At 44.4% G+C, this 16,188-nt stretch carries 21 protein-coding genes; 13 read left to right on the top strand and 8 right to left on the bottom strand.

Annotated features, from left to right (window positions below; translation table 11 throughout):
- The first annotated feature begins 109 nt into the window (after nt 1-109).
- Nucleotides 110-556 (top strand): hypothetical protein, encoded by a 447-nt coding sequence (locus IFO66_RS13955; protein ID WP_192025734.1) that lies wholly within the window; start codon nt 110-112, stop codon nt 554-556.
- A gap of 158 nt (nt 557-714) precedes the next feature.
- On the opposite strand, the gene IFO66_RS13950 is transcribed toward IFO66_RS13955, so the two are convergent.
- Together IFO66_RS13950 and IFO66_RS13945 are read right to left on the bottom strand one after the other, a co-directional pair.
- Nucleotides 715-1,023 (bottom strand): dehydrogenase, encoded by a 309-nt coding sequence (locus IFO66_RS13950; RefSeq protein WP_420488668.1) that lies wholly within the window; start codon nt 1,021-1,023, stop codon nt 715-717.
- Between the two features lie 80 nt (nt 1,024-1,103).
- Nucleotides 1,104-1,559, bottom strand: coding sequence for a transcriptional regulator (locus tag IFO66_RS13945; RefSeq protein WP_192025733.1), 456 nt, complete (start codon nt 1,557-1,559; stop codon nt 1,104-1,106).
- 177 nt (nt 1,560-1,736) lie between these two features.
- Here IFO66_RS13945 and uptA point away from each other — a divergent pair, with 177 nt between their 5' ends.
- The 3 genes from uptA to IFO66_RS13930 all read left to right on the top strand — a co-directional run bounded on the left by uptA (nt 1,737) and on the right by IFO66_RS13930 (nt 3,609).
- Nucleotides 1,737-2,357 (top strand): undecaprenyl phosphate transporter UptA, encoded by a 621-nt coding sequence (gene uptA, locus IFO66_RS13940; protein WP_192025732.1) that lies wholly within the window; start codon nt 1,737-1,739, stop codon nt 2,355-2,357.
- Nucleotides 2,354-2,920, top strand: coding sequence for a thioredoxin family protein (locus IFO66_RS13935; protein ID WP_192025731.1), 567 nt, complete (start codon nt 2,354-2,356; stop codon nt 2,918-2,920). The genes uptA and IFO66_RS13935 overlap by 4 nt, the downstream gene beginning before the upstream one ends.
- Nucleotides 2,921-2,985: 65 nt before the next feature.
- Complete coding sequence (locus IFO66_RS13930) at nt 2,986-3,609, top strand: MBL fold metallo-hydrolase (RefSeq protein WP_192025730.1); 624 nt, start codon at nt 2,986-2,988, stop codon at nt 3,607-3,609.
- 212 nt (nt 3,610-3,821) lie between these two features.
- Here the strand turns inward: IFO66_RS13930 and IFO66_RS13925 are convergent, their stop codons facing one another.
- The 5 genes from IFO66_RS13925 to IFO66_RS13905 all read right to left on the bottom strand — a co-directional run bounded on the left by IFO66_RS13925 (nt 3,822) and on the right by IFO66_RS13905 (nt 8,424).
- The gene (locus IFO66_RS13925; protein ID WP_192025729.1) at nt 3,822-4,562 is read right to left on the bottom strand and encodes an ABC transporter permease; all 741 of its coding nucleotides are present in this window, start codon (nt 4,560-4,562) and stop codon (nt 3,822-3,824) included.
- Complete coding sequence (locus IFO66_RS13920) at nt 4,563-5,276, bottom strand: ABC transporter permease (protein WP_192025728.1); 714 nt, start codon at nt 5,274-5,276, stop codon at nt 4,563-4,565. It abuts the gene before it with no gap.
- On the bottom strand, nt 5,276-6,190 hold the full coding sequence (locus tag IFO66_RS13915) for an ABC transporter ATP-binding protein (RefSeq protein ID WP_192025821.1): 915 nt from the start codon (nt 6,188-6,190) through the stop codon (nt 5,276-5,278). Before IFO66_RS13915 ends, IFO66_RS13920 begins: the two co-directional genes overlap by 1 nt.
- A 69-nt stretch (nt 6,191-6,259) precedes the next feature.
- Nucleotides 6,260-7,753, bottom strand: a complete 1,494-nt coding sequence (locus tag IFO66_RS13910) for a HAMP domain-containing sensor histidine kinase (protein ID WP_225445766.1) — start codon at nt 7,751-7,753, stop codon at nt 6,260-6,262.
- Nucleotides 7,750-8,424, bottom strand: coding sequence for a response regulator transcription factor (locus tag IFO66_RS13905; protein ID WP_192025727.1), 675 nt, complete (start codon nt 8,422-8,424; stop codon nt 7,750-7,752). The genes IFO66_RS13910 and IFO66_RS13905 overlap by 4 nt, the downstream gene beginning before the upstream one ends.
- A 229-nt stretch (nt 8,425-8,653) precedes the next feature.
- Between IFO66_RS13905 and IFO66_RS13900 the strand changes: the two genes are divergently transcribed.
- Nucleotides 8,654-9,034: an ATPase gene (locus tag IFO66_RS13900; RefSeq protein ID WP_192025726.1), complete on the top strand. Its 381-nt coding sequence runs from the start codon at nt 8,654-8,656 to the stop codon at nt 9,032-9,034.
- A gap of 28 nt (nt 9,035-9,062) precedes the next feature.
- On the opposite strand, the gene IFO66_RS24105 is transcribed toward IFO66_RS13900, so the two are convergent.
- Nucleotides 9,063-9,194, bottom strand: a complete 132-nt coding sequence (locus tag IFO66_RS24105; protein WP_273015427.1) for a hypothetical protein — start codon at nt 9,192-9,194, stop codon at nt 9,063-9,065.
- 97 nt (nt 9,195-9,291) lie between these two features.
- Here IFO66_RS24105 and gatC point away from each other — a divergent pair, with 97 nt between their 5' ends.
- The 8 genes from gatC to perR all read left to right on the top strand — a co-directional run bounded on the left by gatC (nt 9,292) and on the right by perR (nt 16,012).
- Nucleotides 9,292-9,579, top strand: coding sequence for an Asp-tRNA(Asn)/Glu-tRNA(Gln) amidotransferase subunit GatC (gene gatC, locus IFO66_RS13895; RefSeq protein WP_028594859.1), 288 nt, complete (start codon nt 9,292-9,294; stop codon nt 9,577-9,579).
- 60 nt (nt 9,580-9,639) lie between these two features.
- Nucleotides 9,640-11,106, top strand: a complete 1,467-nt coding sequence (gene gatA, locus IFO66_RS13890) for an Asp-tRNA(Asn)/Glu-tRNA(Gln) amidotransferase subunit GatA (RefSeq protein WP_225445765.1) — start codon at nt 9,640-9,642, stop codon at nt 11,104-11,106.
- Between the two features lie 17 nt (nt 11,107-11,123).
- A complete protein-coding gene (gene gatB / locus IFO66_RS13885; protein WP_192025725.1) occupies nt 11,124-12,560 on the top strand; it encodes an Asp-tRNA(Asn)/Glu-tRNA(Gln) amidotransferase subunit GatB in 1,437 nt (478 codons plus the stop codon).
- A 48-nt stretch (nt 12,561-12,608) separates the two neighbouring features.
- Nucleotides 12,609-12,767, top strand: coding sequence for a hypothetical protein (locus IFO66_RS13880; RefSeq protein ID WP_192025724.1), 159 nt, complete (start codon nt 12,609-12,611; stop codon nt 12,765-12,767).
- 123 nt (nt 12,768-12,890) lie between these two features.
- A complete protein-coding gene (locus tag IFO66_RS13875) occupies nt 12,891-13,517 on the top strand; it encodes an RNA polymerase sigma factor (protein ID WP_337913070.1) in 627 nt (208 codons plus the stop codon).
- A 48-nt stretch (nt 13,518-13,565) separates the two neighbouring features.
- A complete protein-coding gene (locus IFO66_RS13870) occupies nt 13,566-14,204 on the top strand; it encodes a TM2 domain-containing protein (RefSeq protein ID WP_337913068.1) in 639 nt (212 codons plus the stop codon).
- Nucleotides 14,201-15,421: a DUF4097 family beta strand repeat-containing protein gene (locus IFO66_RS13865; protein ID WP_192025722.1), complete on the top strand. Its 1,221-nt coding sequence runs from the start codon at nt 14,201-14,203 to the stop codon at nt 15,419-15,421. Before IFO66_RS13870 ends, IFO66_RS13865 begins: the two co-directional genes overlap by 4 nt.
- 153 nt (nt 15,422-15,574) lie before the next feature.
- On the top strand, nt 15,575-16,012 hold the full coding sequence (gene perR, locus IFO66_RS13860) for a peroxide-responsive transcriptional repressor PerR (RefSeq protein ID WP_028594853.1): 438 nt from the start codon (nt 15,575-15,577) through the stop codon (nt 16,010-16,012).
- The last annotated feature ends 176 nt before the right edge of the window (nt 16,013-16,188 follow it).

The raw sequence follows: 16,188 nt of genomic DNA, 5'->3' as shown, positions 1-16,188 counted from the left end.
GTACACTTCCCCAATTTGCTTTACCTACTTGTTTGCTAGGTTAACGTCCATACAGGGCGAGACTCACAAGCATACGGTATACAAATCGCCATAAGGGGGAGTCCATGGTATGAGCAAGCAGCCACCCAAGCAAGTCGTAAAGCCAACTGTGAAACAGACTGTAAAGCAAACCGTCAAATCGACTGCCAAGCAACCGCCGCTAAAAGAATTAAAACCAACTAGCAAAACGGTAAATCCGACTACGAAGAAGACAACGAAATCAACAAACAAGACGAGTACCGTTTTTCAAGGGCCGTATTTAAATCGGTTTACGGTAGTTTGGGTTCAGCGCAACGGTATTCCTTTCAACACAAGAGGCTTTACTGCACGCGCATTCGCTAACGGTGTTTTGATTGCTACTGCGCCATTTGATAACTTTGGTGTTGTCCAATTTAGAAACATAGGTACACCAACAAATGTACCGTTAGTCGTACGTACATTTAATGCGAACGGCGTTCAATTCCGCAGAAGTAGAGTAATACCACCTGGAAATGAAGCATTTGTCTTTATTGGGTAGCGTTTAACGAAAGATAGAAGAACAACTGCTTCGTTCTGAATTCTCTTGATGTCGCTATTTCACTATCCATATGAGATGAACGAAAAGGCTCATGCTGTACAGCATGGGCCTTTATGGAGCGAAAAGCACCTTGTCGCTTATCCTAATTGCTGCTCACGTTATCCTCCGAAGGTGTGACGGAAGTTTTGTTTTAATTTTTCGATATCGACATTCCATAGTTCGGAGAGCTCTGGGGCAACATGCTCATCCCACCAGTCACAGAGTTTTTTGCGATTTTGACCGTGTTCATGAACAAACAGTAGGTTAGCAACAACTTTTTTTACATACAGCTGCTCACCTTGTTCAACAAGCGGTGCAGGAATATACACATTCATCCGTTTTACCGTTCGATACAATTCGGTTGCACAGGCACGGCGTATTTTACGCATCGACGGAAGAGGAGTAGTATGACGTTCTTTCGGCTTCACAGCGGGCAAGCTCCTTTCATACGTCAAGATGCTAACAACATATGCGGAAGAATGCGTCCTGCTACCGTTGAATAATTGTCTTAATCGACAACGATATAGCCTATCATAGGTCCTTCATGCGCGGCATCTGCATGGTTGGCACAAATGATTGGATAGATTCCTTCTTTAGCGATGAAAGTGACGACCGTTTCTTTATTTTTATAAATCGTGCCCCTGATGTCCATTCCTTCAATAAAAAAGTCATGCTGCTTGCCATTCACCCCGCGAATTCGCAGTTCAACAAGTTCTCCGTCATTAGCAGGCACTGTGCCTGGATCAAAGCGATATACTTCTATCTCTTTGCCGTCTTCCGTCTTCCCTTTGACCTCACTTGTAATCATATGGATGACACGTTTTTCTGTAGGTTGGGACTGAGCTGCGTTTTCTTGAATACGATTCGTTTCATAGCGCCAAAATGCGGTCACACACATAACAGCAGCAACAGAAATTAGTCCAATCCGCCAATGCTTCTTTGTTACGATCCACCAAGTAGCCATACGACTCCTCCTTATTGCTTATCTATTGCAGTGTATGCGGACAGGCAGAGAGCGATGACAAGCAGTAGCAGACATGTCCTTAGATATGCTAGAATAAAATGGGTTTATACCTCTGTGAGTTGGTTTGAAAAGCTTGCTTTTTAAACGCTCGATTATATAGAGGAGAAACCGAGGCGAATGGTGACCGTGTTACATGAATTTGTATCGAATGTACTGGAATGGATTCAAAGTTTAGGCGGATTTGGAATTATGATCGGTCTGATGATGGAAATGATCCCAAGTGAACTTGTACTGGCTTATGGCGGGTATTTAATTCAACAGGGACATATTTCATACTTCTCCGCCCTGTTTTTTGGAATTGTAGGGGGCGTTGGAGCTCAGTTGGTCATCTATGCAATAGCACGATATGGCGGGCGCCCTTTTTTGGCTCGTTACGGAAAGTACATGCTTATCCGTCAGCAACATATTGACAAGTCTGAAGAGTGGTTCCATAAGTACGGTACAGGAGTTATTTTCACGGCAAGGTTTGTCCCGATCGTTCGTCATGCCATATCGATTCCCGCAGGAATTAGTCGTATGCCGGTATGGAGGTTTGTTTTGTTGACGACACTGGCGGCTATTCCATGGACAATTGGCTTTTTGTATCTGGGATACGTATTGGGTGAGCGTTGGCATCATATCGATGAGGTAGCGGCACCGTATATTCAGTCATTTATATTAGTAGCTCTAGCCGTGCTTATTATTTATTTTGTTATTAAATACACGATATCTAAGAAGAAAGAGGGTAACCCGATATGAGCAAATCAGTTGCAGCTGTTCTTGATCAAGGAATTACGCCACAAGCGTTTATTGATGGCATGGAGAAAAATAAAGACACATTTCTAGGTTGGTACGAAGGTTTTGAATGGAGCACGGAAGAGGATCAAACTTTCTTCGAATCGCTTCAATTCCGCGACGATCTTCGTTGTCTTATTTTGATGGCAGATTGGTGTGGAGATGTTATCCGCAACGTGCCAGTTGTTTTCCGTGCAACAGAAGCAGCAGGGATTCCTACAGAAGTGCTTATCGTTGAGAAGTTCCCCGAAGTGATGGATCAATATTTGACGATGGGTGGTCGTGCGGTCCCAATTGTTATTATTGCTGATACGGGTGGACATGTACTTGGTCAATGGGGACCTCGTCCTAGCGATGTACAAGCACATATGATTGCCTTTAAGCAGGCGAACCCGGATCGCGAAGCAGCAGACTACCAAGATAACTTGAAAATTGCTCGTCAAAAGATTACGGAACAGTATGGTGAAGGAACAGAATATCAAGCACGAGTTCTTAAAGAATTGCGTGAACTGCTCTCATCCTTTTAAAATAGAATAATGACCCTGAGTTTGATGAGAGTCTTGAAATCGTATAAAGGCGGTGTTTAACAGCTATGCTGCGCATCATTGGAATTCCACTAGGACCTTTCGAAACAAATGCATATATTCTTCATGAGCAAGACACGAACGAAGCGATCGTCATCGATCCAGGTATGAATCCTGAGCCGCTGTTCCAAGCACTTGGGGACATGCAGGTTAAAGCAGTATTGCTTACTCATGCTCACTTGGATCATATCGGCGGACTGGGACTTATTCGTGAGCGTTACGGTTGTCCTGTTTATATTCATGAGCAAGAACAAGAATGGCTGACGAATCCTGAGCTTAACGGCTCACTCCGCTGGCCACAAATTTGCGGTCCAATGAGCTTTGCTCCTGCAGAGCATTTGCTTAAAGATGGGGATGAGCTTGAACTTATCGGGTTAAAGCTAACTGTACTTCATACACCTGGTCATTCTCCTGGTAGCGTCAGCTTTGTTTTTGATAAGCAATGCATTGCAGGTGATGCTTTGTTCCGCATGTCGATTGGTCGTACTGATCTTACAGGCGGAGATCATGCCTTACTGCTTAATTCGATCCGTACGAAGCTGTTTACACTTGGTGATGATGTCAATGTGTACCCTGGTCACGGACCGGCAACAACGATCGGTTTTGAGAAAGAACATAACCCGTTTCTATAGACGGAATAGATGGAGTACACTATCGATAAACCGACAGTGGAACCGAACATAGTCTAGATTTTCAACAGCAAAAAGCACGCATACCGTAAGGGATCTCCCTTTATGGCTTGCGTGCTTTTTTGGCTATTAGCTTATCCCTTATTTCATAACGTAATCGTAAAGGTAACGCTAGACATGAATGGAAATGTACATGAATCGTCGTTAACATAGGTTTACGCAACATCTTTCCGTTGGAAATAGAGCAGTCCAGTCAAGAAAAATACAAGGAAGCTTCCGCCAATAACGAACAACAACGTCTCCAGTGAAATATTTAAACCTAACGTATTCATGGAACTATCACTCATCGGCAGCATAGCAAGTCCAGGCTGCGCCCAAGGATAATAAGGGCCATAATCTCCTGACTGGATAATAAGCAAGTTCGGCAATGTGAAAATGACAGTAATCGTTAGGGCTGCTGCAAAGCTTGCCCACATCGTGGAGACGAATAATTGCAAAGCAGCAAGTGGCAAAGTAGCAATCCATCCGCTAATAACGAAAGTGGCAATTTCCTTGATAGGCATTGGACTTGCAAATCCTTTGAACATCCCTGCTGCAACTACCGCTAAGAAGAACAATAGCTGCATCGTAAAAGTCATGAAGCAAATGATTAGAAATTTTCCTACATATAGATCTGTTCGAGAGATAGGTAGAGCTAGTGTTTGCTTCCAACCGCCATTGGCATGTTCATAGCGGCACATCAGTGCGCCAATGATTCCTGTCATAAGCGGGAGGAATAATATAGCGTGAGATAGTGCCATCATACTGTACATCTCGAGCCATGGCATATCACTGCGGGCATTATACATAACGCCAACGGAGAGCGAGAGCAGCGGACTAATTAAGAGCAGGCTGCTGAGCTTAGAATGGCGCAATTTAACTGCTTCTGAACGTAGTACTTTAAAGATACCTTTCATTTAACTCACGTCCTTCCGTGTAAAGTGAATGATACTGAAGAGGAGAACGAGCAGCCCTGTGCCTACTCCTAATGCGATTGATAGCTCTGTTGAAAAGGAATCTTCCATTAGCAGTGGCCATTTTAATGGCATCCAGTCAGGCATATCTGCAGCCGACAAGCTCATAATGCTTAGTATGATTCCGATGGAGAGAGGAATCGTTTGGTTGGCTGTACTGATGGATAGCCACAGCTGCAGCGCCAAGATTGGACCTGCTGTTAGCCAAGGATAGAAGCTGCGAGCAAGTAGGCTGTCCCATGGAATATTTCCACCGAAGCCGAGCAAGTAACCGAGCAGGAGCATACCTGACATTAATAGGATACAAGCTAGCAGCATTAGTGTCTGACAAACAAGCCATTTGGACATATAGACAGTCCGGCGTCGAATAGGCAGTGCAAGTGTTTGTTTCCATGAGCCATGCTGATGTTCCATCCCTGCAAGCATAGAAGCAACGAGCGTAATTCCTAATAGCAGTGCAGGAACGGATAAGAAATGGACATCTCTCAATAACGTTTCCCATAGAATTCCTGCGTATCGATCAGTTAAATAATCATAGCGAAGTCCCCAGTTTACTGCTTGCAATCCAATAACGCCTGCTGGGCCGAAGAACACCAGTGCAACAATCCATGTATGTCGTAGCTTAAGCCAGTCCGAGGCAAATGCCCGTGTGAGCATTAGAAGCCCCCCTCTCTCGTCATCGCTAGGAAGATATCTTCTAGCGATTCGCGCTTCTCTGTAATGCGATAAATATCATGTCCGTCATGGACGAGTAGATGGACAGCAGAAGCAATTTTCGTATCTGGTACATAGGAGCAGTGCAGCAATCCTTCAGACTCCAGGTTGGTGCGAATCCCTGCTGCATTTAGAGTAGCAGCTGCGCGCTCCGGCTCGGATACAGAGAGCATAATATGCTGCTTAGCTTGCTGTACTAATGTTTCAATGGAGTCCTGGAACAGCATGCGGCCATGTTGGATGATACCAACATTCGTTGCCATTTGCTCCACTTCACTCAACAAGTGACTGGACACGAGTACCGTAATACCATATTGCTGCGGCAAGCTTTTAATCAGCTCGCGAATTTCCAATATGCCTGAAGGGTCCAAGCCATTTGTCGGTTCATCCAGCACGAGCAGTTCAGGAGAGCCAAGTAGAGCAGCAGCGATACCAAGGCGCTGTTTCATCCCTAGCGAGTAGCCTTTTACAGGGCGCTTTGCATCAGCAGTAAGCTGTACAATGGAAAGTACTTCATCAATGCGTGACTTTGGTACGTCAATAATACGGCGTATCGTTTCTAAGTTCTCAATCGCGTTCAAGTGACCGTAGTAAGACGGATATTCAACGAGTGAACCTATTTTGCGAAGAATGGACATCTTGTCTTTCTTTAGGTTTTTGCCGAAAATATGTACTTCTCCTTCTGTTGGTTGAATTAGGCCGAGCAACATACGAATCGTCGTTGTTTTACCTGCTCCGTTAGAACCTAGGAAACCGTAGATTTGACCTTTTTGAATTTGTAAGTTTACTTGATCAACGGCAATTTTGCCTTTGTACGTTTTCGTTAATTGTTTCGTCTGAACGATAAAGTCGCTCATGTTCATCACCTCACAACCTACTTTATAGGCTGAAGGTTAAACAAGAGCGACTTCAAGGTTAAATCGAGTTTAAATATTCTGATTTTTTACATTTCCCCGTTTCGGAGATATAACCAACGATGTACCGTTGCTGCTGCTGAAAACCTCTTGTTCCAAACTCATCTCTTTTAACATCATTTCAATAATGCTAAGACCAATACCGGCCCCTTTATTAGAAGAAGCGACCTTCATGCCAGGTCCTTTGTCTTGGATGACTAGTTCGCTCATACCGTTAGGAAGCTCATTCATTTCGATTCGAATATAACGTCCAGATGCTGCATGCCGCACGACGTTCTGGTACACATTATCGAGAATGCGCTTCATCCACATCTGATCGACATTCCAAACAATAGGCGCAGAAGGCAGATTAACTTCAACCTCAAATTGATGCTTCTCCCACATCGGGTACCAGGCTGCCGCACTTTCTCTTGCGAGGCGAACGACATCCACCGCTTGAGGTTGGAACGTATAGCGCTTCGCAGAAAGCAGCGTGTAGGACAGCAAGTTATCAACGAGATGTGCAAGATCTTCACATTTTTGCACGATCACACGCAAGCTTGTCTTGCTTCGTTCCTGTAGCACGTCATTTTCCTGCTGTATCGTATGGACATGCGTACGAATGGTTGTTAGTGGGGTCCGAATATCATGAGACAAGTTGGCGATTAATTGCTTGCGCAGTTCCTCTTCTTCCTGCTCACGCTTGCGACTTGCCCGGAGCTCTGACGTCATTCGATTGAACGAGTGCTGCAATTGGCCAATTTCATCTTCTTTTGATACCGATATCGTTATAGGAATTCCTTGCTCGTCTGTCATTGCCATCGCTCGTTCTAGCTCTTTCAATCGCCGCTGAATTCGATAGAAGAAGCGCCATGAGAAGAGGACGAATAGGAGACTCAGGGTCATCATAATGGCAAATGCATATTCACTGGTGTACAGTGGCTGCTGTCCATCATACGTCATTAGCTTCCGCGGTATTTGGATAGTGACAAATCCTTCTTTAGCATTTTCGCCACCTATAAAGGAAACGACAGTAAATGGATCCCCTTCGAAACTCTTCTTCATAAAGCTGATACTATCTTGCGCGGTCCACTGTTTGGGCAGTAACTTCTGTTCAGGAAGCATCTTGCGCGTCATTCCTTTTTCATCTACCCAAAATATCGATGCTTGTGGCAGCTTGGCTTTCCAGTCCGCAAGATGCTTTTCAATGGCTTTCTCATTGCTGGCTTGAAGCTTTTTCGTATCGGCATACCATGCCGTCATGAGCGTATGGCCATTCGCATACGGATTATCCTTTTCTTTCAGTTGATCGTTCCAATACATCGGTATGGCAAGAATAATAGTAGCCAAAGGCATAAGGAAAAAGAATAGCATCATGGCGGTTATGACGAGTGAAAGATATTTAACAAGCAGAGAGTGGCGCCAACGCACACGAGAATCTGTGAATTTCCACCATCTCGACTTTGTGGGCTGTTGGATCTCGCTCAAAGTATTTTTCTTGTTTCTATTAAATGAGATCTTCATCATCGTCTTACCCTGTAGCCAATACCACGTATCGTCTCAATAATAAGCGGCTTACTCGGATCAAGCTCAATTTTCTCCCTCAAATAGCGAATATGGACTTGCAACGTTTTGTCGCCCTCTATGTAAGGATCGCCCCATACGCCTTCGTAGATTTGCTCCTTAGTCAAAATTTGATTGGCATTCTGGATCATGTATCGGAAAATATGAAACTGCTTACCTGTGAGGGTGAGTTCCTCGTTCGTACGGCTATCGACAATGCGATTGTGCTTCGGATACATATGTATATGGTGCAGCGGGATACATTCCTCTTCTTCCTTTTCATAACGACGCAGCAAAATTTCGATTCTTGCAGCCAATTCATCGGGATGGAATGGTTTCGTCAAATAATCGTCTGCAAAATTCAAGCCTTGCAGCTTATCATCAATGGAGCTCCTAGCAGATAACATTAAAACGGGAATATGAGGCGCGTTTTTCTTTAGACGCTGACCAACGGTAAATCCATCTAGACCAGGCAGCATCACATCTAGTATGACCAGACTGTATGAGCCTGCCTCGTGGAGTGCATTCTCGCCCGATTTTCTCCAATCCACCTCATAGCCTTTGTCTTTGAGGAATTGATTGGTCCACTCTCCGATTTCTAAGTCGTCTTCTACATATAAAATAGTTGGTTTCATCGAATAACTCTCCTCGTGTTGGTAAGGTATGGAATCTATTATAGCAAAATGAAAAACGAAGTAGAGAGAAAGTTAAGGTGAAAATATTTACATAGAAATAAGCAAATACAGTAATATGCATCACAATGCTCTGGAAAATAACTGGTTACGATACGTCATACCTAACGTTTACAGCAGCTCGATTTTCTAGTAACATAGTGAAAAAAGCAAACGGCTGGGAGGCATACCAATGCTGCCATTAGGAGAGAAAGTAGTCGTTGTCGCAGACCGTTTCGAGCAACAATTGCCGATTGGGGAATACGGCTATATTATTGCATATGACCGCAATGCGGATAATGCTTTTGATTATGTGGTCCGGGTTCCTCATGCGAACCGTAATTTTTTAGTGCCAGGTTCAGACATTGAGCTTGAAGATGTGCTACTTAAAGAAGAAGCGGATCGCATTGAATGGGAAGCGTTGATCGACTATGCATTAGCTACACGCAACGAATCATTGTTTCGTCAGTTGATGCACGGCGAAGAACAGGAGGAAGTAGCTGAGGAAGAAGAGACAGAAACTCTTTCCCCAGAAGACTTTATCCGACAAGTAAACTTGAGAGCTTGGATTTAGAGCTCATAAATAAAGACACTCATCGTATTCAACCCGAAGTGGGATGAATGTGGAGTGTCTTTTTTTGATGCTTTACGTGTACGAGATAACGATATTGAATCGGTACAAAAACGAGCAAGTAAAGTAAAGCGATTCCGAGTATGATCCAAACTGTATTCATAATATGCTCATCCTTTCCATCACGAATTGAGATTTTTCAGTTCTTCGCTATAATAAAGGGATGACTATTTGCCGAACGAAGGAGGACATGAATCCCCATGAGCATTAATTTGCATGATGTTGAGCATGTAGCTAAGCTTGCACGCTTGCTACTGACGGATGAAGAGAAAGAACGCTATACGGATCAGTTGAACGCTATTTTGAAATATGCAGATAAGTTGAATGAATTGAATACAGATGATGTACAGCCTACCACGCACGTATTGCCAATTCGCAATGTAATGCGTGAAGATGAAGTACGTCCGTCTCTAGACAGAGAGCATGTTATGAAGAACGCGCCAGAGGAAGAAGACGGTCAATTCCGCGTACCTGCTGTACTAGAATAACGTTTTACTATGGTAAATTGCATAGATGACAGGCTATTCCTGTATAGAAAATGAAGGAGGATGTTCGAAGTGACGCCATTGGATTATACATTAGCTGAGCTGAAACAGCAGTTGAGCGCTCGCACGTTGTCTGCAACTGAACTTACAGACGCAGTATTCGCGCGTATCGCAGCGACTGATGGAACCGTGCAAGCATTTCTAACGTTAAATGAAGAACAAGCGCGTGCAGAAGCTCGTCGCTATGATGATAAATATATACAAGGGGAAGGTCTTGGCGCATTAGCTGGTATCCCTGCGGGTATTAAAGACAACATCATTACAGAAGGATTGCGCACCACTTGTGCAAGCCGTTTTTTGGACAACTTTGTACCTGTGCATGATGCTTTTGTATCACGCAAGCTCAAAGAAGCGGGCGTAATTACAGCTGGTAAGCTGAACATGGACGAGTTCGCGATGGGCGGCTCCAATGAGAACTCGGCTTATCAAGTGACTCGTAACCCTTGGGATGTTGAACGTGTACCTGGTGGTTCCAGTGGTGGTTCGGCAGCGGCTGTTGCAGCTGGACAAGTTCCATTCTCACTGGGTTCAGATACAGGTGGATCTATCCGCCAACCGGCATCATACTGTGGTATTGTCGGTTTGAAGCCAACGTACGGTCTTGTATCTCGTTTCGGTCTCGTTGCGTTTGCGTCTTCACTTGACCAAATCGGTCCATTGACGCGTACGGTAGAAGATTCAGCACATGTGCTGCAAGCGATTGCGGGCCATGACACAATGGATTCAACTTCTGCCAATGTCGAGATTCCTGATTATGCAGCTGCATTGCAAGGCGATGTACGCGGCTTGCGTATCGGTGTTCCTAAAGAGTACATGGGTGAAGGTGTAGACCCTAAAGTCAAACAAGCTGTGCTTGATGCTTTGAAAACATTTGAGTCGCTTGGTGCTACATGGGAAGAGGTTTCGCTACCACATACAGAGTATGCAGTAGCGGCTTACTACCTGCTTGCTTCTTCTGAGGCTTCTTCGAACTTGTCTCGTTTCGATGGCGTTCGTTACGGCGTTCGTGCAGAGAACCCTGACAACCTAATTGACTTGTACTTCAAGTCCCGTAGCGAAGGTTTCGGATCTGAAGTTAAACGTCGTATTATGCTTGGAACGTATGCGCTAAGTTCTGGTTATTATGATGCTTATTATTTGAAGGCACAAAAAGTTCGTACGCTTATTAAGCAAGACTTTGATCAAGCTTTCCAAAAGTATGACTTGCTAATCGGCCCAACTGCTCCAACGACTGCATTTAAAATTGGCGAGCAAATCAACAATCCGTTGCAAATGTATATGAACGATATTTTGACGATTCCGGTAAGCTTGGCTGGCGTGCCAGCGATTAGCGTTCCGTGTGGAATGGCAGACGGTCTTCCTGTTGGCTTGCAAATTATCGGTAAGCCATTCGATGAGTCGGCTGTACTTCGTGCCGCACATCTGTTTGAACAGGCTACTGAACATCATAAGCTGCGTCCGCAGTTGTAAGAGGAGGAGAATCTGACATGCCTACATTTGAAACGGTAATCGGATTGGAAGTGCACGTAGAGCTGCACACGAATTCGAAGATTTTTTGCGGATGCTCCACATCCTTTGGTGCACCGCCGAATACACACACTTGCCCGATCTGTCTTGGACATCCAGGCGTATTGCCTGTATTGAACAAGCAGGCGGTTGAGTATGCAATGAAAGCTGCAATGGCACTAAACTGTGAGATTGCAGATATTAGTAAGTTTGACCGTAAAAATTACTTCTACCCTGACTCTCCGAAGGCGTATCAGATTTCGCAATATGATCAGCCGATTGGTCGCAATGGGTGGATTGATATTGAAGTAGATGGTAAGACGAAACGAATTACAATCGACCGCCTTCATCTTGAAGAAGATGCAGGTAAGTTGACGCATATGGAAGGTGGATTCGGTTCCCTTGTGGACTTCAACCGTGTCGGCACACCGCTTGTAGAGATCGTATCCAACCCGGATATTCGTTCTGCACAGGAAGCAGAAGCTTACATGCAGAAGTTGAGAGCGATTATGCAGTATTGTGACGTATCTGACGTGAAAATGGAGGAAGGTTCCCTTCGTTGTGACGTAAACATCAGCTTGCGCCCCGTTGGTCAAGAAGAATACGGTACGAAGACAGAGTTGAAGAACATGAACTCCTTCCGTGGCGTTGTTCGCGGTACTGAATATGAAGTAGAACGCCAGACGGATGTTCTTGAAGATGGCGGCACAATTGTACAAGAGACGAGAAGATGGGACGAGTCACAAGGTCGTACGTTGTCTATGCGCAGCAAGGAAGAAGCGCATGACTATCGTTACTTCCCAGACCCGGATCTTGTTACGCTGTATATTGATGAGGAGTGGAAAGAGCGCGTTCGTGCGACGATCCCTGAGCTGCCTGATGCTCGTAAAGCTCGCTATGCATCTGAGTTTGGCTTGTCTAGCTATGATGCAGATGTGCTTACGTCCTCCAAGAAGCTTGCTGATTTGTTGGAAGAGAGCTTGAACTATACGAAGGATGCTAAAGCCGTAGCAAACTGGATTATGGGCGATCTTCTCGGCTACTTGAACCAGAACAGCAAAGAAATTGATGATGTGTTGTTGAATGGTCAAAATCTTGGCGAAATGATCGGTCTTATTGAAAAGGGGACGATCAGCAACAAGATCGCTAAGACGGTCTTCAAAGAAATGCTGGAGAGCGGTAAAGCTCCTCAAGTAATCGTTGAAGAAAAAGGCCTTGTTCAGATTAGTGATGAAGGTGCAATCAGAGGCATTGTTGAGCAGATTGTAGCTGCGAATCCACAATCGGTAGAGGATTACCGTGCAGGTAAAGAAAGAGCAATTGGTTTCCTTGTAGGTCAAGTAATGCGTGAGACGAAAGGGAAGGCTAACCCTACGCTTGTTAACGAACTTCTTGTTGATGTGCTGAAGCAAGCTTAAAACGCTGTGGTTTATATATATTTATAAAAAAGTGGAGCAGATGTCCCAATGGATCAACCGATGATCGTTGGGGAACTGGCTCCATTTTTTTATAGGCGAACGACTTATTTTGAAGCAATTCGCTTATGGAATAGTAGTAAAGTGGCCGCTGCGATAATTACATGCTATCCGCTTGGAGGGAGCCTACCTAGACTAAAGTCTGTGTAGCACAACTAGACTCCGGCAGGTTTTAAGCTCTTTTCGATTCCGCGTACAATAATAGTAACTTAAGTGAACGATGCAAACACCGACAATGCGATGTACGGAAGAAGAGAAAGGATGTTAACCGCCGTGAACCTATTAAATACTCGATTATATAGTCAAGAAAGCATAAAGCAAAATAAATCTGATGAGCAGCTTGTTCAACAAATTATCGCAGGGGAGCAAGAGGCGATGAATACTTTAGTGGAAAGGCATCGTCGATTTGTGTTAACTTGTATTTGTCAGACTGTTAAAGACAGACATCTCGCTGAGGATATTGCTCAGGATGTGTGGATAAAAGTATATCGCTCGCTTCATACATTTCGTGGTGAAGCAAAGTTTACAACTTGGTTGTATCGACTAACACGCAATCAGTTAATTGATACATTGCGTAAGTGGAAGTTTCATTTACAAGCCGATTCCCTTCCTTATGAGGATTATCGGATGAACTTAGATAATGAGCTTGTAGCTTCAGATGAGCTGCCAGAGGAGCATGTGTTGAAGCAGGAGCGCTGCGAACAAGTGCGAGATACGCTCCGCAACATGCCGTTAAAATACCGTTCTATTATGGTTATGTATCATTTGCGAGACCGTTCGTATACAGAGATAGCAGAACAGCTATCTATGCCGGTACGTACGGTTGAGACGAGATTATACCGTGCCAAAGCATTATTTAAAAATGGCTGGGGCCAAGCAGCAGAAGTGCCAGTCGTATAAATGGAAATAAGTTGTTATCATTAAAGATTTAGAAAGGAGGCGAGAAGGGTGTCTAAACAGAAGCGATTTATGGAAGAGAATGAGGAAGAACGCTTCTTGCGTGAGCGTATGTATGAGATGGATTTGGCATATCGTTCAAGGCAAGGTAAGGAGGAGTGGAGTGGATTTCCAGATACTCCGTACCGACATGTTCAGGAACCGCCTTTCGCTGCACAGAAGCCGCCAAAGAAGAGTAAGTTTGTTGCTATTTTGCTGGCATGCTTATTCCCTGGAGCAGGTCATTTCTACTTAGGACTCATGCAGCGTGGGTTATTGATGATTATGTTATTAGTGCTTGATATTGTAGCTGTCGTTTATTTCTCCACATCCAATATGGGCACTAATGTACCTTTAATTGTACTGTTGTCATTACTGATGCCTGTTATCTATTTCTTTAATCTATTCGACGCTATGCAGCATACGGATAAAGTTAATTTGCACGCGCTATATGGAACTCCTGTACCGATGTCGCAAGGGCCTTGGATCGGCGTTTTACTAGTGGCGATAGGTGTAATGCTGGTGTTGTTTGCTTTGGATCCGACATGGCTAAGTTGGATGTTTCAATACGTAGGCTCCTTTCTTGGGGCGGTTGCTCTCATTGGCTTTGGTCTGTATATCCTTCTAAAGGAAACGAGAAGCAGACGATGACGAAGCAAATTGTCTCCACTTCAATCATACGAGCGGGACGGTTTACTGCTGCAACATCACTTGTATGTATTGGTGGGCTGCTTTTATGGGATGCTGTGAGTACGGGATACTCCCATGTTAAATGGTTAAAAGTATGGTGGCCGCTTATACCGATTAGCTGGGTCATTGAAGTTGTAGTAACGGGATTGCTTATGCGCGGACAGAAGAAACAGTGGAAAGTAGACTTCATGGGTATCAGTGCATCATTAATTGTGGCTGTCAGTGTATTTTTGGTTGCACAGCCTAATCTTTTTCAACAATGGGTTCGAAGTATTCAATTTGATTTCTCTATGATGAAGCAGATGGTGCTGGAAGGTGGGGTTCCTATAGCGAAGGAATCCATCGAGCAGCAGCTTGCAGAGGAAATCGACCAGCTTACAGTTGTTCATGAGACGGGTGACATTTATATTGAGACGGCTGAAGTTGATACGATTGAAGTAGAATCAATTGTGACGGTATATGAGGCAACGCAGCAAGAAGCGGAAGTGGCAGCTGCTGCTGTTGATTTGAAATTAGAACAAGCAGCACCAAATAAACTTGTTCTAGATGGTAAAAGCTATACAGGCAGCATTAAACCGCGACAGCCTTTTCAGCTGGACATTAAGATCACCATTCCAGAAGAGAAATTTATAGAATTAGATATTCAAGTGAACAAAGGAAATGTGTATGCGCAGCGGCCAGTTGCGCCTATTTATGTTCAGGCGAATGAAGGCGATATAAGGATTGTAGATGCATTGGATCGTGTGGAAGCAACAACGTCAAAAGGCGATATTGAATGTAATGATATAAAAGGAATGGCTGTCCTGTATACAATGAAAGGGAATGTGTATGGTCAACGATTAGAGGCCGGTGCGGAGCTTCAAGTGCAGCAAGGAAATATGGAGTTAAATGAAATAAACAGCACACTGCATGCCGTAGCTCATAACGGAAATGTTACTATTAGCTCTTCACAACTAAGCGGTTATTGGAGTATTGAGAATTTGAAGGGTGATGTCAGTCTCGCACTGCCGCAAGATGTGAATATGGATGTTGATCTGCATTCGCTTCAAGGGAGTATCATGACGAACTATTCATTTCTAGGTACTGAGGAGTCCGCTGTTATTGGCAGCGTTGGTGAAGGTGGAGTTGGTTTGAGAGTAAGGGCGTCTGGCTCTATCCTGTTACAGCACAAGGGATAGTTTGCCATGAATGTTTCATCTGACATAATTGGCGATTGACAAAAGAAAAATATTAGTCGTACAATGGATGTAAATCAATTATTTGATGAGAATTGTTATAATGTAGATGAATGAACCTAGTGCAAGAGGATAAGGGAAAGGATGGTGGTCAGGATGAAGACGCGGGTTGAACATGCTTTGGAACATCTTAAAGAGTCTGGTGTGCGTATTACACCGCAGCGTCATGCAATCTTGGCATTTTTGATGGACGCCATGACCCATCCAACTGCAGATGAAATATACCGAGCGCTTGAGCCTAAGTTTCCGAGCATGAGCGTAGCAACGGTGTACAACAATCTCAAGATGTTCATTGAGGCGGGACTTGTTCGTGAATTAACTTATGGTGATAGCTCCAGTCGCTTTGATGCGGATATATCGGATCATTACCATGCGATTTGTGAGAAATGCGGCAAGATTGCTGACTTCTCGATGCCTGCTCTTGATGAAGTAGAGCAAACGGCGGCATCACGGACCGGATTCCACATTCGTGGACATCGGATGGAAGTGTATGGGGTTTGTCAGGACTGTTTTAAGGTAGAACAACCTTGTTAAGAGATGTATGTAGAGTAAGATGACGCGCAGCGATATTCGTATCGGTGCGCGTTTTGTTGTACGCCCAGCATGGGCGTCATCTCTAGGGTGAAAGTCCCGAACGGGGGCTGGCGAACGCCTACCGTTAGCCAAGAGCAAGGGTGTCTGTCGTGAGGCAGAATCTGAAGGAAGCTGGA

Source organism: Paenibacillus arenosi (genome assembly GCF_014841135.1).
In the GTDB taxonomy this organism is placed as follows: Bacteria; Bacillota; Bacilli; order Paenibacillales; family Paenibacillaceae; genus Paenibacillus_B; species Paenibacillus_B arenosi.
The sequence above is the reverse complement of the archived record's forward strand: the minus strand, read 5'-3'. Positions and strand labels throughout refer to the sequence as shown.